The organism is Streptomyces sp. NPDC096193 (assembly GCF_040302905.1).
In the GTDB taxonomy this organism is placed as follows: domain Bacteria; phylum Actinomycetota; class Actinomycetes; order Streptomycetales; family Streptomycetaceae; genus Streptomyces.
On sequence record NZ_JBEOSJ010000011.1, the window covers coordinates 184308 to 199419 of the forward strand.

A 15112-nucleotide genomic window follows, 5' to 3' on the forward strand; every position below is an offset into this window, starting at 1 on the left:
AAGATCGGGAACCTCCGGGGCCCGGGCGGTGTAGGAAGGGTAGTCAGGCAGCTTCCGCAGCCGTCGAAAGGATCAGTCCTGTGCCACGTCCCGCAGTGACGGCCGTGCTGGCCGCTGCCCTCCTGGTGTTCACCGCCGGGTGCTCGTCCGATGACGGCGCGTCCCCCGGCGACCGGGCGGGGTCGACCGCGAAACCGGCCCCGACCGGGTCCGCGTCCGGCGGTTCGGCGAGTCCCTCCGCGCCTCCCGCCAAGGGCTCCGTGAAGGTGGTGTCGACGCTCACCGAGAACCTCAAGTCGCCGTGGGGCGTGGCCGCGTTGGCGGACGGCGACCTGCTGGTGGGCTCGCGCGACGAGGGGACGGTCACCCGCGTCGACGTGGAGACCGGGAAGCAGACGGAGATCGGCTCGGTGCCGGGCGTCTCCCCCGAGGGCGAGGGCGGGCTGCTGGGCCTCGCCGTCTCCCCGACCTTCGCCTCCGACCACCAGGTGTACGCGTACTTCACCACTGAGTCGGACAACCGCATCGCCCGCATGCTGTACGACGAGCGGAAGCCACCGGGCCAGCAGCTCGGCGCGCCGGACACGGTCCTGCGCGACATCCCCAAGGGTTCCATCCACAACGGCGGACGGATCGCGTTCGGCCCCGACAAGATGCTCTACGCGGGCACGGGCGAGACGGGTGAGACGGGGCTCGCGCAGGACAGGAAGTCGCTGGGCGGCAAGATCCTTCGGATGACCCCGGACGGACAGCCGGTGCACGGCAATCCCGACGCCGACTCGGTCGTCTACTCGTGGGGGCACCGCAATGTGCAGGGGCTGGCCTGGGACTCCGAGAAGCGGCTGTGGGCATCGGAGTTCGGGCAGAACACCTGGGACGAGCTGAATCTGATCGAGCCGGGAAAGAACTACGGGTGGCCGGAGGCCGAGGGCAAGGGCGGCGGGTCCGGCTTCGTGCAGCCGGTGGCGGTGTGGAAGACGTCGGAGGCGTCGCCGAGCGGTATCGCGTACGCCCAGGGCTCGATCTGGATGGCGGGTCTGCGGGGCGAGCGGCTCTGGCGGATCCCGCTGGCGGGCACGAAAGCCTCGGCGGACCCCCAGTCGTTCCTGGCGGAGGAGCACGGCCGGCTGCGCACCGTGCTGGCGGTGGGCGGCTCCAAGCTCTGGCTGGTGACGAGCGAGACGGACAACAGGGGCACGCCTGCGGCGGGCGACGACAAGATCCTCCAGCTGGAGGTCACGTAGGGGCCGCCGGGTAGGGGGCAGCCGCTGGTGCCGAGGCGGCGGGGTGCCGGGTGACCGGCGCCCCGGGCGCGGGGAACAGCCACCCGCGAGCCTCGATGGCCGGGATGCCCAAGGTCCCACACGGGCGCGGGGGGCCTGACGAGCCGGCGCGGGACGCGGGCGTCCGGACCGGTGCGGCCCGGCTGGAGGGCCGGTGCCCAACGCCCGGTGCCTCGGGTGCGGGCGCTGGACCAGGATGCCCAGGGTGGTCGGGTGTCCTGCCCGGGACGCGGGCGTCCGGACCGGCGCGGCCCGACTGGGGGGCCGGTGCCCAACGCCCGGTGCCTCGGGTGCGGGCGCTGGACCAGGATGCCCAAGGCGGTCGGGTGTCCCTGCCCGGGACGCGGCGCCCGACCGCAGCGGGACCTCTGGGGGCGGGTGCCCCACGCCCGGTGCCTCGGGTACAGGCGCTGGACCAGGGCACCCCAGGCCGTCCGGTGTCCCTGCCCGGGACGCGGCGCCCGACACGGGAGCCCGACCGGTGCGGCCCGGCTGGAGGCGGGTGCCCAACACCGTGCCTCGGGTGCGGGCGCTGGACCAGGATGCCCAAGGCGGTCGGGTGTCCTGCCCGGGACGCGGGCGTCCGGACCGGCGCGGCCCGACTGGGGGGCCGGTGCCCAACGCCCGGTGCCTCGGGTGCGGGCGCTGGACCGGGGCGCCCAGGGTGGTCGGGTGTCCCTGCCCGGGACGCGGCGCCCGACCGCAGCGGGATCTCTGGGGGCGGGCGCGCCCAACACCGGCGCTCGGCGACCCGCCCGTACGCGCCGCGTCCGGTGGCCCGTTCAAGCCCGGCTTCCCGACGCCCCGTTCACACCGAAGCCCGCTGGTCCTCGTCCGAGGCCGGGAACAGGCGCAGGCGGTGGGTCATGGCCGCCGCCTCGCCGCGGCCCGAGACGCCCAGTTTGGCCAGGATGTTGGAGACGTGCACACTCGCCGTCTTCGGGGAGATGTAGAGCTCCTCCGCGATCTGCCGGTTGCTCCGGCCCGCCGCCACCAGCCGCAGAACGTCCTCCTCGCGGCGGGTCAGACCGAACACCGGGCCGGGGGCGGCCGGAGTCGCGGCCGGAGTGGTGGGCGGGTCGTCGGCCAGGGAGATCCGGGCGCGCTGGGCGAGCAGCGCGATGTCCTCGGAGAGCGGGCGGGCGCACAGCCCCCGCGCCGTCTCCGCCGCCTCGCGCATCAGTGTCGCCGCGCGGGTGCGGTCCGAGGGCAGCAGGGACTCCGCCCAGCGCACGCGGACCCGTGCCAGGTCGTAGGGGAAGTCCACCGCCCCGAAGGCCACGCCGGCCTCTTCCCAGTCGGCTGCCGTGTCCTGGCCGCCCGCGCGCAGCAGTTCGGCCCGTACCCACCGCTCATGGGCGGTCCAGACGGGGACCGCGGTGACCAGTGTGCGGGCTGCCTTGCGGATGCGGTCCAGCGCTTCGGCGCGGCCCGGTTCGGCCGCGGGCAGGCCACGGGTGTCGGCCTCCAGCGTGGCCGCCGCGCGCAGCAGCGGCCAGGCGTACCGCTGGGTGCCCGGCGGGAAGCCGTCCTTCGCCGCTCGCTCGAACTCCTCCCGCGCCTCCGTGACCCGTCCCTGCGCCGCCGCGATGCCCAGGGCGATCACGTCCAGCGGGAGGGAGCTCTGCGGCATGGGGTCGTTCGGCCCGAAGTGGGCGCGCGCCGCATCCAGATGCTCCGTCGCCCTCGCCGTGTCGCCGCGGGCCAGCGCCAGGGTCGCGAGCCGGGTGGCCGCGTAGCCACGGGGCTTGGGGCTGAGCCCGATCCGCAGGGCGCGTTCCGCCGCCTCCAGCGTCTCGTCCCAGCGGCCGAGCGAGTGGTACGACTCCGCGAGGTTGCCGAGCATCCAGGCCTCGGTGTCGCACAGGCCGTACTTGCGGGAGAGCGTGACGCCCTCGGCGAGGACGTCCACCGCCTCCGCCGAGCGGCCGATGCCCTCCAGCACGGACGGCAGGTTCACATGGGTGCGGCCGATGAGGGAGGGCAGGTCGAGAAGCACGGCCCGCTCCTTGACGAGGTACATCTCCGCCAGGCCGTCGTCGACATGACCGGCGTCGACCAGCAGGCTGCCGTGCGTCAGCCGGGCCCGGAGTTCGTTGTCCTCCTCGCCGACCATGCGTGCGTACTCGACGGCGCGCTCGGCGGTCGCCAGACTCCCCGGGCCGGGAGCGTGCACCATGCCCCAGCCGGCCGCCTCGGCGAGCACCTCCGCGTGCACCGGGGACGGCGGCAGTCCGCGCACCAGTTCCTGGGCGTCGGCGAGTTCGGCCCAGCCGTCACCGCGGCCCAGCGAGGAGACCAGCAGCGAGCGCTGGAGGGAGAACCAGGCGCCGCGCAGGGCGTCGTCGTCCGCCTCCGCGAGCCGCTGCCCCCGCTTGGTGATCTTCAGGGCCCGCTCCCGCTCGCCGCACAGGCGCCCCGCGACCGCGGCCTCCGCCATCAGATCGAGGAAGCGCAGCGGTGTGGTCTGCGGGTCGCCGCTGCACGGAGGGTAGGCCTCCGCGTAGTCCAGGGGCCGCAGTGCCGCCCGTACATCGGCGGGGGCGCTGTCCCACAGCTCCATCGCCCGTTCCAGCAGCCGCAGTTGCTCGGAGTAGGCGTGGCGGCGGCGGGCCTCGACCGAGGCGGCGAGCACGGCGGGCAGGGCCTTGGCGGCGTCGTGCGCGTGGTACCAGTAGCTGGCCAGCCGCATGACCCGCTCCTCGTCCCGGACGAGCGAGGGGTCGGCCTCCAGGGCTTCGGCGTAGCGCCGGTTGAGCCGGGAGCGCTCGCCGGGCAGCAGGTCGTCGCTGACGGCCTCGCGGGCCAGGGAGTGCCGGAAGCGATAGCCGTCGCCGTCCGGTGTGGCCAGCAGGATGTTGGCGCCGACGGCGGCCCGCAGGGCCTCGATGAGGTCGTCCTCGGACAGCCGGGCGACGGCGAACAGCAGCCGGTACTCCACGGTCGAGCCGCCCTCGGCGACGATGCGCGCGACCCGCTGGGCGTCCTCGGGCAGAGTTTCGATGCGCACCAGCAGGATGTCCCGCAGCGAGTCGGGCAGGCTGGGGCAGCGGTCGGCCATGCTGCGCGCCAGTTCCTCGACGAAGAACGCGTTGCCGTCGGAGCGCTCGAACACCCCGTCCACCATGGCCGGTTCGGGTTCTGCCGCGAGGATGCCGGCGAGCTGGCGGTGCACCTCACCGCGGTTGAACCGCGTCAGCTCGATGCGCTGCACGGTCCGCATGCGGTCGAGTTCGGCGAGGAAGGGCCGCAGCGGGTGGCGGCGATGCACATCGTCGGAGCGATAGGTGGCGATCACGACCAGCCGGCCGCGCCGCAGCGTGCGGAAGAGATAGGCGAGCAGATGACGCGTCGAGGCGTCGGCCCAGTGCAGGTCCTCCAGCACCAGCACCACCGTGCGGTCCGTGGCGATCCGCTCCAGCAGCCTGGCGGTCAGCTCGAAGAGGCGCGCCATCCCCTCCTCGTCGTGCCGGCTCCGCTCGTGTCGCTCCCCCAACTCGGGCAGCAGTCGCGCCAGTTCGTGTTCCTGGCCCGCGGCGGCCGCGGCCAGCTGCTCCGGCAGCTGTCGGTGCAGGGCGCGCAGTGCCGTCGAGAACGGCGCGAACGGCAGTCCGTCCGCGCCGATCTCGACGCATCCCCCGACCGCCACGACAGCGTCGCGACGGCACGCCTCGGCGAGCACTTCCTCGACGAGGCGGGTCTTGCCCACCCCGGCCTCACCGCCGACGAGCAGTGCCTGCGGCTCGCCCGCGGGGTTCCCCGAGGCACCCCCGCCGGCCGCGCGGGCGAGGGCGTCGGTCAGCACCGACAACTCCCCCGCACGCCCCACGAACACCGGACTCACGGACATGGTCTCCACGGTGCCGAGCATCGCACAGGGCTCCGACAACGCGGCGGGGTTCCTGTCTGCGGCCCTGCCCTCGGCCCTGATCGGTACGACGGTCACGGTCGGGCGGTCCGGCCGGTTCAGGCGGCCCGGACGAAGCGTTCGCCCTGCCGGCTCACCGGCCCCTCCCCGTCCTTGGCCGACCGCCTCTCGGCACGGCGGGCCCGTCGCACCCGGCGCACCAGGCGCTCGGACTCGGCCTCCTGGATCAGCTCGGCCCGGCGGATCTGAGCGATCTCGTACTCGAACATGTCGTACTCCCTGGTCGGATTCTTCGGTGGTCCTGTCGGCTTTCCGCCGTGCCACCAATCTCGTCCCCCAGGGGGGTCGCTCACATCGGGAGAGTGCCGCATCTTCGCGGGCGCGGGGTCCTTAGACGGGCCGTTGACCGCCTGGTGCTGCCTGAGACCCCGTCGCGTGCCCGAGTGCGCGGGTGCGGGGTCCTCAGACGGTCGGTCGCGAGGGGTGGACGCGCTGCTCGTAGAGGTAGGGCGTCGTGGTGGTGAGGACGGCGAATCCGAGCCGTTCCAGGATCGGGCGGCTCTGGTCCGAGGCGTCGACCTGGAGGTAGCGGTAGCCCTTCGCCGCGGCGATGCGCGCGCGGTGGGCGACCAGCGCACGATAGATGCCGCGGCCCCGCCAGGCCGCGAGGGTGCCGCCGCCCCACAGGCTCGCGAACCCGGTGCCGGGGTGCAGTTCCATCCGGGCCGCGCAGACCGGCACGTCACCGGCCATGGCCAGGGTCATCAGCACGGTCTCCGGTGTCCGCGAGAGCTGGGCGAGGAGTTGGTCGCGCAGTCTCGCCGCGTCGGCGCCGAAGGCCTGCTCGTGCACCTCGGCCATCAACTCCACACCCGCGGGGTCGGTGACCTCCACGAGCCGGATGCCCTCGGGGAGCGAGGTGGGGGCCGGAAGAGCCGCGGTCTCGGCGACCATCAGCGTCTCCTGGGGCTCGGGGGTGAAGCCCTCGGCCCGCAACCGGGCACCGAGGTCGCCGGGGCGGTCGTAGGCGTACAGCTTCCACTCGAAGTCGCGTCCGAGCGCGGTGAAGTACGCGATCTGTGCGGCGATGGCCGCGTCGGCGGTGGCTTCGTCGAGGCCCGACCAGACGACGCCGTGCCAGTCGTCGGCGGATCCGCTCTCGCGAATCACGTCGCCGGCCCGCCGAAGCCGGGTCTGTGGCCCGTCGGCGCCGGTGCGCCGACGGAGCCTGCGGTCGAACAGCCGGAGTGCTTCCTCATGGTCCATCGGCACAGGGGAACACCCGGCAGGGGCTGGGGGCACCGGATTATTCCGGTGCCCGGTGCTCATGCGTGGGTGCCCGGCGCTCAGGACCCGGCGCTGGGCAGGGCCAGGATGATGTCGAAGTACATGCCGATGGACACGATCAGTCCGAGGGCGCCGAGTGCGGCTCCGGCCACGGCGACGGCGGGTACCCAGCCGGACTTCCGGGGCCGGGTGAGGACGACGAGCCCGATGATCAGCGCGAGCAGCGCGAAGACACCGTTGCTGAGTGCGGTGGTGTGCCAGGCGTCGCCGTAGATCGCGGAGATCTGGTCGGCCGGGGAGCCGCCCTGGGACGTCTTGATCTGGCCGATCAGAGTCTGACGCTCGGCGGCGACCCGGCCGATCCAGCTGCCGCTGAGACCGACGACGCCCAGTCCCGCCGCGAAGACGGCTCCGGCGGACGGGGCGAGGCCGGAGGAGGCACGGGGTATCCGTCCGTCGTCGTCCGCGTCCGGCCGGTCGTCGGCGTCGGCGTCGGCGTCGTCGGAGAACGCGGTGTCGTGCTCGTCCCCCACGGTCTCCGCGGTCGTGCCTGCGGCCTTCTCCGACGTCCCGGGGGCCGCGACGGCCGTGTCCTCGGCCTTCGTGTCGACAGCGCCGGTGCCGGCTGCCGCCGGCTGCGTCGTCTTGTCGGTGGTCTTGTCGGTTTCGGTGGGGTTCATGAGGCGCACGCTAGGCGGCTTGTCTGAGAGTCCCCTTAACAAAAACGGCGAGCCCTTCGACCAGCGCGGCGAGTCCCCTCGACCTGCGGGGCCGACCGAGAAGGCACGGCCGCTCAGCGGCTCCGCAGCTCCCGCCACTCCGGCGCCAGGACCGACCAGACCTCCATGTCGTGACGTACTCCCCGGTAGGGGAACGCGTCCCGCAGCACGCCCTCCCGCGTCATGCCGAGCCGCTTGGCGACATTGACGCTCGCGGTGTTCCCCGCGGCCGCCATCCACTCGACGCGGTGGATCCCCCGCTCGACCACGGCCCAGTCGATCAGCACCCGGACCGCCCGGGTGACGAGCCCCCTGCCGACGGCCGCCGGTTCGAGCCAGCAGCCGACCTCGCAGTACTCCAGGGCGGCGTCGAAGACCCGGAAGAGCACGCCGCCGACCAGCGTCCCGTCCAGCCAGATGCCGTAGATCCGGCCGCCGTCCGCCGCCTGCTTCTCGGCGTAGGAGTGCAGGAAGGCCCGGGCCGAATCGAGGTCCGTGGCCGCTGCGGCGAGAGCGATGAACTCACCGATGAACTCCCGCCCGCGGTCCATGTGGGCGAGGAACTCCTCGGCCTGCCACGGCTCCAGGGGGCGCAGTTGTGCCGCCTCGTCGCCCAGGGATATCGAGAACATCAAAGCTCCTTCGGCCCGTCACGGCACGAGCTGCCCGTCCTCGCTCGCGCGCTGCCCTGGGATCCTCGCACGCGAACGGTTTTCGGGGGCTTCGATACTGATCCTCGGCAGCCGGCGGTCGAGCCAGCCGGGGAGCCACCAGTTGGCGCCGCCGAGCAGGTGCATGAGGGCGGGCACCAGCAGCGTGCGCAGGACGAACGCGTCCAGGGCGACGGCCGCCGCGAGTGCGATGCCGAACATCGCGATGACCCGGTCGCCGCTGAGGACGAAGGCGAGGAAGACGGAGATCATGATGACGGCCGCGGAGTTGATCACCCGGCTGGTCTCGGCGAGCCCGACGCGCACGGCCCGGCAGTTGTCGCCGGTCTCCAGCCACTCCTCGTACATCCGGCTGATCAGGAAGACCTGGTAGTCCATCGAGAGTCCGAAGAGCACCGAGACCATGATGACCGGCAGGAACGGCTCGATCGGGCCCGCTCGGCCGAGCCCCAGGAGCTCGCTGCCCCAGCCCCACTGGAAGACGGCGACGACGATGCCGAAGGACGAGGCGACGGCGGCCACGTTCATCACGGCGGCCTTCAGCGGAATGCCGACCGAGCGGAACGCCGGCAGCAGTAGCAGACAGCCGAGTGCGATGACCACGCCCACGAAGATGGGCAGTTTGCCGACGATGATGTCGGCGAAGTCATCGTAGCTCGCGGTGACTCCGCCGACGTACACATCGAGTGACGTGCCGTCGGTGGCGGCCGGCAGGACGTCGTCGCGCAGCCGGTCCACGAGTTCGCTGGTGGCCTTCGACTGGGGCGCCGAGTCCGGTACGACGGGGAGCAGGGCGGTGTCGCCGCTGCCGTTGTACGTGACGGGACCGGCCGACGCGACGCCCTCGGTACCCCGCAAGGTGCCCGCCAGGGTGTTCATCGCGAGCCGGTCGTCGGCGCTGTCGAGACGGGCGACGAGGGTGAGAGGTCCGTTGACGCCCGCGCCGAACCCGTCGGCGAGCAGGTCGTACGCCTGCCGGGTGGTCGCGGTCGAGGCGTTGTTGCCCTGGTCCGAAGTGCCGAGGTGGAGGGAGAACGTCGGCACCGCGAGGACCAGCATGACGACGGCCGCGATGCCTCCCAGCAGCTTCGGCCGGTGTTCCACGAACGCGGACCAGCGGGCGGCGAAGCCGGAGGGCACCTCCCGCCGGGGGCCGCGCCTGGCCAGTCGGCGCCGTTCGCGGGCGCCGAGCGCGCGCATGCCGATGAAGGACAGCAGGGCGGGCAGCAGGGTCACCGAGGCGGCCACGGTCAGAACGACCGTGAGGCATGCGGCGATCGCCACGCCGTTGAGGAAGTCGAGCCGCAGGATGAGCATGCCGAGCAGGGCGATGCAGACGGTGGCCCCGGCGAAGACGACGGCCCGGCCGGTGCTGGCGACCGCGTTGCGTGCGGCTTCCGCGACGGGCAGCCCGCGGCGCAGGCCCGTGCGGTGTCTGGTGACGATGAACAGCGCGTAGTCGATACCGACACCCAGGCCGATCAGCAGACCGAGCATGGGCGCGAAGTCGGCGACGGTCATCACATGGCCGAGCAGGACGATGCAGGCGTACGCCGTGCCGACGGAGACCAGGGCGGTGGCGATCGGCAGCAGGCAGGCGGCGAACGAGCCGAAGGCGAGGAAGAGGACGACGGCCGCGACGGCCACACCGACGACCTCGGCGGCATGCCCCGGGGACGCCGACTCCGTCAACACGACCGCGCTGCCGCCGAGCGCGACCTGGACCGTGTCCGTCTCGGCGGCTTCGGCCGCGGCGACGACCGCTTCGATCCGGGGCAGCGGGATGTCGTCGGCCTTCTGCGTGAAGGTGACGGTGGCGAAGGCGGTGCGTCCGTCCTCGCTGGTCTGCCCGACGCCCTCGGACCCGTACGGGCCGGTGACGGTGGCGACTCCGTCGAGTCCGGCGACCTCACCGAGCATCCGGGACATGCGCTGCCGGACCTCGGCGGCCCGGACGCTGCCGTCCTCGGTGTGCCACACGATGGTGTCGGAGTCGCCGCCCCGGCCGGGGAAGCCGGCGTCGAGCAGCGCCGTGGCGCGGCCCGACTCGGTGCCGGGGACGTCGTAGTCGTGGGAGTAGGCGGACCCCGCGAACCCCGCGGCGGCGGCGACGCCTCCGAGGGTGACCAGCCAGAGGAGCACGGCGACGAGCCGGTGCCTGACACACCAACGGGCAATGGCTGCCAACGGACTGCTCCCCGGATGGTTCGTCGATCTTTGTCCGGGAACAGCCCGCAAAGAACTCATGACCTACAGGGGAACACTCTGACAGCCGATCGTGATCCTTTGCCCCTTTCGTGGGCTTACTCACAGGTGCGTGGGCTCACCCCGACACGCTGGCACGGCCGTTCTCGACATGTCCCGTCAACCGGCGGCGGAACGCGGGCTCGCGGTCGGCCGTCACCTCGACGTCGTACCAGCCGTGCGCGTCGGCCGCCGAGTGGACGACGGTGCGGCTGCGTCCGGGCTTGACGGTGATGGAGCGGGTCCAGTCGTCGAGGTCGGCCTCGTCGACGTAGGCCAGCGGCCGGACGGTGAAGGTGACCGTCCTGAGGCCCTCGTTGCGCAGCACGAGGTGGAGGTCGCGGTCGTGGTGGTCGACCTGTGTGGTGAGCGCGGCGGAGCCACGGGCGGTGCCGGCGAACTCGCGGCGGAAGCCGTTGGGTCCGGTGATCGTGAAGCGGTAGGCGTCTCCGGCCAGGGGGACCGTCCAGTGCGCCTTGCCCCGGACGTCCTTGTGCTGGGGGACGGGGAACTCGCCGGCGTACGGGTACAGCGCGAAGTGCGCGCTCGACCGGCCACTGTTGCTGAGCGCGACCGTGAAGGAGTCGCCGGTGACCCGGCCGTGGGCGTCGGGCTGGTACGGCAGCGGCCGTGCGGGCCGGCTGCCCGGCTCCTGCTCCGGCATCCGCTGGACCTGCGGCGGCTTCGGCTGCCAGCGGCCGCTGAACGCCGGAATAGCGCCGGGCTGTTCGACGTCCGGCTGCGTCCTGCCCCGGCGGAAGTCGAACGCGGAGGTGAGGTCACCGGTGACCGCGCGGCGCCAAGCGCCGATGTTGGGCTCCCGTACGCCCGTCCACTCCTCCAGGAAGCGGATCACGGAGGTGTGGTCGAAGACCTCGGAGCAGACGTAGCCGCCGACGGACCAGGGCGAGACGACGAGCATCGGCACCCGGATGCCGAGGCCGGTGGGCTTGCCCTGCCACTGCTCCTCGGTGACCTCGGGGGGCGCGACGGGCGGCGGCACATGGTCGAAGAAGCCGTCGTTCTCGTCGTAGTTGATGAGCAGGGCGGTGTGCCGCCACACATCGGGATGCCTGCCGAGGGCGTCCAGGATCTTGTAGACGATCGTGGCGCTGTGGATGGGCGAGGAGACGCTCGGGTGCTCGGAATCGACCGCGGAGGGGACGATGTAGGACACCTCGGGCAGCGTGCCCGCGGCGACGTCCCGTGCGAACTCATCGGCGAGGGTGCCGGTCGGCACGCGACGCAGCCCACGCTCGAAGAGCCGGCGCTCGGTGCGGGAGAGCGTGGCGACGCCTTGCTCCAGCAGGCCCAGCAGCCGTTCGCGCTCGGCGGTGTCGCCGGTGCCGCGGACAGCCGCGTAGAACGACTCCATGAAGGTGTGGCCGCCGGTCCGCGCGAGGGCCTTGCGGGCCACGGCCTTGAAGCCGGTGAAGAACTCCAGCTGGTTGTCGGTGAAGTTCTCCCACTCGGTGTACGTCTTCCAGCTGCGCCCGGCCCGCTCCAAACGTTCGGCGTACGTGCCCCAGTCGTATCCGGGATGGGTGCCCTCGTCGTAGGCGTCGTTGTCGACGGCCCGCGTCCCGTCCGCCTCGAAGCCGGTCTTGCCGCTCCACAGGTGGTTGCGGTTGGGGCTCGTGGAGGTGTGGATCGAGGAGTGGTAGGCGTCGCAGATGGTGAAGGTGTCGGCGAGCTCGTAGTGCAGCGGGATGTCGCGCCGGTCGTAGTACGCCATCGTGGCGGCCGACTTGGCGGAGACCCAGTTGTTCATCCACCCGCCGCCCCAGGCCTTGGCGCCGCCGCTCCAGGAGTGGTCGAGCGCGCCGATGTACTGGAGGTCCTTCTGCTGCGTCTCGGCGGCGTCGCGGACCGGGAAGGGCAGCACGGCGCTGCCGTTCGGTCCCGGCTGCTCGAAGACGGAGCCTCCGGCGGGCAGCTCGACGGCGTTGCGGTCGCCGAAGCCTCGGACGCCGCGGAGCGCGCCGAAGTAGTGGTCGAAGGACCGGTTCTCCTGCATCAGCACGACGACATGCCTGATCGCCCGCCTCCCGCCGGCGGGAGGCTCGGCGGCCAGCGCCGCCTGCAAGGACGGAGGCAGCAACGACCCGGCCGCTGCGGCGCCGATGGCGCCTCCGCCGAGTGCGAGCAGACGCCGCCGTGACATGTCCGTAGTCAAGTGATCCTCCTGATTCCGACGCTGCCGGGACCGTAATCGGGCCGGATGACCTGAGGAAGACCCGTGGACGGCGCCGTGGTGAACGGTCCCGAGCAGGCGCTGTCCCCGCCGATGGGCCGCACCCGCCCGGTCGGCACCGCGAATTCTCGCCAGGTACGCGGGACTCCGATCCGGCCGCGCCGGACTGTACGGCGCTTCCCCGCCGGAAGGACACGGCCGTGACCTGTACGCCTGCGTCCGGCCCGTGTCCCGGGGGCGAATCCGCGCCGTCCGGAAACCGTAAATCCCCCTGCGCACCGCCGGTGTTGTCGGCTGCGACTGGCACGATGGACGGCATGGAGACCACGGGGACCAATCAGCCGATCCTTAGCCCCTGCGAAGCCGCGGACTTCGCGCTGGCGCTGCACGACGCGCCCGCGGGGTACATCGGCCGCGTTCCCGTGCCCGTGCTCGCCTACCATCCGAGCGCCTCGCTGCAGGAGCGGCGGGAGACGTTCCGGGAGGTGTACGACACGATCGTGGCCCGGATAGGGGAGCCCACGCTCTACGGCGGCTCCGCCGACGGGCCCAATGTCCGCTGGCGGGACGCCGCGAGGACGGTCCTTCTCTCGGCGACCCGGCACCACGCCGAGCTGTCGGTCCACCCCACGGAATACCTGGAGAGCGAGGAGCGCCGCACCTTCGAGTGGGGCGGCGCCTGGTCGGCGGACGAGCAGCACGACTTCGACCTGCTGCCGTACGTCTGGCAGCTGGACCGCAGCGGCCCCGGCGAGCGTCCGGTGGAGCGGCCCGGCGGGCGGATGGCGTCCAGCCTCGAACACTTCGAGAGCGCGCTGGGACTGCTGCTGGCCGCCTGGATCGAGCAGCTCTCCGTACAGGTCGGAGGCGACTGGGCCGGGTTCACCCTGACCAGCGGCGCCGACCGCGGCCGCCAGCTCCAGATCTCCTACTCGCTGCCGGACGGGCTCCATGTCTCGGTCGACGACCGGGACGGCGAGGACAGCCCGGAGCGGGCCCGGCTGATGTTCTCCCGCGGCTGGCACTCCCGCGACCGCGGCTGGTGGCAGGCGGAGTTCTCGCAGCCGGAGCGGCCCGAGGCGGCGGAGGCGGCGCGGCTGGCGCTGGCTGAGCTGCGGGCCCGGGGCACTCAGCGGCCGAACGAACTGAGGGCCCGGGACGCCAGCTGCAAGGACCGCGGCGAGCTGCTGCTGCCGGGCCTGGGCATACGCAACTGACCTGTAGCAACCGCCGATCACGCGGGGCTGCCGGTGACGTAGACGCCGAGCGGCCCGCACCCTTCGGTGCGGGCCGCTCGGGATTCCTCAAGAGGCCGTGGATCAGCCCTCGGTGACGCCGAGCTTCTCCAGGATGAGCTCCTTGACGCGAGCCGCGTCCGCCTGGCCGCGGGTGGCCTTCATGACCGCACCCACCAGCGCGCCCACCGCGGCCACCTTGCCACCGCGGATCTTGTCCGCGACGCCCGCGTTGCCGGCGATCGCCTCGTCGACTGCCGTGCTCAGCGCGCCCTCGTCGGAGACGACCTTCAGGCCGCGCTTGTCGACCACGGTGTCCGGGTCGCCCTCGCCCGCGAGGACGCCCTCGATGACCTGGCGGGCCAGCTTGTCGTTCAGATCGCCGGAAGCGACGAGCGCGGTGACGCGCGCGACCTGCTCCGGGGTGATCGGCAGCTGGTCCAGCGCGCGGCCGGACTCGTTGGCGTTACGGGCCAGTTCGCCCATCCACCACTTACGGGCCTGGTCGGCGGGGGCGCCCGCGGCGGCGGTGGCGACGATCAGGTCGAGCGCACCGGCGTTGAGGATCGACTGCATGTCGTGCTCGGAGACACCCCACTCCTCGCGCAGCCGGTTGCGGCGCAGCCGCGGCAGCTCGGGCAGGGAACCGCGCAGTTCCTCGACCCACTCGCGCGGCGGAGCGATCGGGACGAGGTCGGGCTCCGGGAAGTACCGGTAGTCCTCGGCCTCCTCCTTCACACGGCCGGACGTCGTGGAGCCGTCCTCCTCGTGGAAGTGGCGGGTCTCCTGGACGATGGTGCCGCCGGAGTCCAGCACCGCTGCGTGCCGCTGGATCTCGAAGCGGGCCGCACGCTCGACGGAACGCAGCGAGTTGACGTTCTTCGTCTCCGAGCGCGTGCCGAACTTCTCCCGGCCGTGGGGCCGCAGCGACAGGTTCACGTCGCAGCGCATCTGGCCCATCTCCATCCGGGCCTCGGAGACACCGAGGGCCTTGATGAGTTCGCGCAGCTCGGCGACGTACGCCTTGGCGACCTCGGGTGCGCGCTCGCCGGCGCCCTCGATCGGCTTGGTGACGATCTCGATCAGCGGGATGCCGGCGCGGTTGTAGTCCAGCAGGGAGTGGGACGCGCCGTGGATACGGCCGGTGGCACCGCCGACGTGCGTCGACTTGCCGGTGTCCTCCTCCATGTGGGCGCGCTCGATCTCGACGCGGAAGATCTCCCCGTCCTCGAGCTGGACGTCCAGATAGCCGTTGAAGGCGATCGGCTCGTCGTACTGCGAGGTCTGGAAGTTCTTCGGCATGTCCGGATAGAAGTAGTTCTTCCGTGCGAAACGGCACCATTCGGCGATCTCGCAGTTGAGCGCGAGGCCGATCTTGATGGCCGACTCGACGCCGATCGCGTTGACGACCGGGAGGGAGCCGGGCATACCGAGGCACGTGGGGCAGGTCTGCGAGTTGGGCGCGGCGCCCAGCTCGGTCGAACAGCCGCAGAACATCTTGGTCTTGGTGCCGAGTTCGACATGGACCTCGAGGCCCATGACGGGGTCGTACTCGGCGAGGGCCGATTCGTACGACACCAGTTCAGTGACGGTCACGGTGAAACATTCCCT

10 protein-coding genes are annotated in these 15112 nt (G+C 72.3%); 2 read left to right on the forward strand and 8 right to left on the reverse strand.

Annotated elements, in window-relative coordinates; genetic code table 11:
- Nucleotides 1-80 precede the first annotated feature (80 nt).
- Nucleotides 81-1244 (forward strand): PQQ-dependent sugar dehydrogenase, encoded by a 1164-nt coding sequence (locus tag ABTX78_RS18525; protein ID WP_502993894.1) that lies wholly within the window; start codon nt 81-83, stop codon nt 1242-1244.
- Between the two features lie 847 nt (nt 1245-2091).
- On the opposite strand, the gene ABTX78_RS18530 is transcribed toward ABTX78_RS18525, so the two are convergent.
- The 7 genes from ABTX78_RS18530 to ABTX78_RS18560 form a co-directional block, all read right to left on the reverse strand.
- The gene (locus ABTX78_RS18530; protein WP_352207877.1) at nt 2092-5154 is read right to left on the reverse strand and encodes a helix-turn-helix transcriptional regulator; all 3063 of its coding nucleotides are present in this window, start codon (nt 5152-5154) and stop codon (nt 2092-2094) included.
- A 95-nt stretch (nt 5155-5249) separates the two neighbouring features.
- Nucleotides 5250-5420 carry a hypothetical protein gene (locus ABTX78_RS18535; RefSeq protein ID WP_352207829.1) on the reverse strand — a complete coding sequence of 57 codons (171 nt, stop codon included), beginning with the start codon at nt 5418-5420 and terminating at the stop codon, nt 5250-5252.
- A 193-nt stretch (nt 5421-5613) separates the two neighbouring features.
- Nucleotides 5614-6417 carry a GNAT family N-acetyltransferase gene (locus ABTX78_RS18540; protein WP_352207830.1) on the reverse strand — a complete coding sequence of 268 codons (804 nt, stop codon included), beginning with the start codon at nt 6415-6417 and terminating at the stop codon, nt 5614-5616.
- An 80-nt stretch (nt 6418-6497) separates the two neighbouring features.
- The gene (locus ABTX78_RS18545; protein WP_352207831.1) at nt 6498-7118 is read right to left on the reverse strand and encodes a hypothetical protein; all 621 of its coding nucleotides are present in this window, start codon (nt 7116-7118) and stop codon (nt 6498-6500) included.
- A gap of 113 nt (nt 7119-7231) precedes the next feature.
- Nucleotides 7232-7789, reverse strand: a complete 558-nt coding sequence (locus ABTX78_RS18550; protein ID WP_352207832.1) for a GNAT family N-acetyltransferase — start codon at nt 7787-7789, stop codon at nt 7232-7234.
- 18 nt (nt 7790-7807) lie between these two features.
- Nucleotides 7808-10015 (reverse strand): MMPL family transporter, encoded by a 2208-nt coding sequence (locus tag ABTX78_RS18555; RefSeq protein WP_352207833.1) that lies wholly within the window; start codon nt 10013-10015, stop codon nt 7808-7810.
- A 136-nt stretch (nt 10016-10151) separates the two neighbouring features.
- Nucleotides 10152-12248 (reverse strand): phosphocholine-specific phospholipase C, encoded by a 2097-nt coding sequence (locus ABTX78_RS18560; RefSeq protein ID WP_352207834.1) that lies wholly within the window; start codon nt 12246-12248, stop codon nt 10152-10154.
- Between the two features lie 335 nt (nt 12249-12583).
- Between ABTX78_RS18560 and ABTX78_RS18565 the strand changes: the two genes are divergently transcribed.
- Nucleotides 12584-13483 (forward strand): hypothetical protein, encoded by a 900-nt coding sequence (locus ABTX78_RS18565; protein ID WP_352207835.1) that lies wholly within the window; start codon nt 12584-12586, stop codon nt 13481-13483.
- Between the two features lie 102 nt (nt 13484-13585).
- Here ABTX78_RS18565 and gatB read toward each other — a convergent pair whose 3' ends face one another.
- Nucleotides 13586-15097, reverse strand: a complete 1512-nt coding sequence (gene gatB / locus ABTX78_RS18570) for an Asp-tRNA(Asn)/Glu-tRNA(Gln) amidotransferase subunit GatB (protein WP_352207836.1) — start codon at nt 15095-15097, stop codon at nt 13586-13588.
- Nucleotides 15098-15112 lie beyond the last annotated feature (15 nt).

What these genes read in the sequence shown, in the direction of transcription:
- ABTX78_RS18535 (WP_352207829.1), bottom strand. Translation starts at nt 5,420, where the DNA reads ATGTTCGAGTACGAGATCGCTCAGATCCGCCGGGCCGAGCTGATCCAG.
- ABTX78_RS18545 (WP_352207831.1), bottom strand. Translation starts at nt 7,118, where the DNA reads ATGAACCCCACCGAAACCGACAAGACCACCGACAAGACGACGCAGCCG.
- ABTX78_RS18530 (WP_352207877.1), bottom strand. Translation starts at nt 5,154, where the DNA reads ATGCTCGGCACCGTGGAGACCATGTCCGTGAGTCCGGTGTTCGTGGGG.
- ABTX78_RS18565 (WP_352207835.1), top strand. Translation starts at nt 12,584, where the DNA reads ATGGAGACCACGGGGACCAATCAGCCGATCCTTAGCCCCTGCGAAGCC.
- ABTX78_RS18540 (WP_352207830.1), bottom strand. Translation starts at nt 6,417, where the DNA reads ATGGACCATGAGGAAGCACTCCGGCTGTTCGACCGCAGGCTCCGTCGG.
- ABTX78_RS18550 (WP_352207832.1), bottom strand. Translation starts at nt 7,789, where the DNA reads ATGTTCTCGATATCCCTGGGCGACGAGGCGGCACAACTGCGCCCCCTG.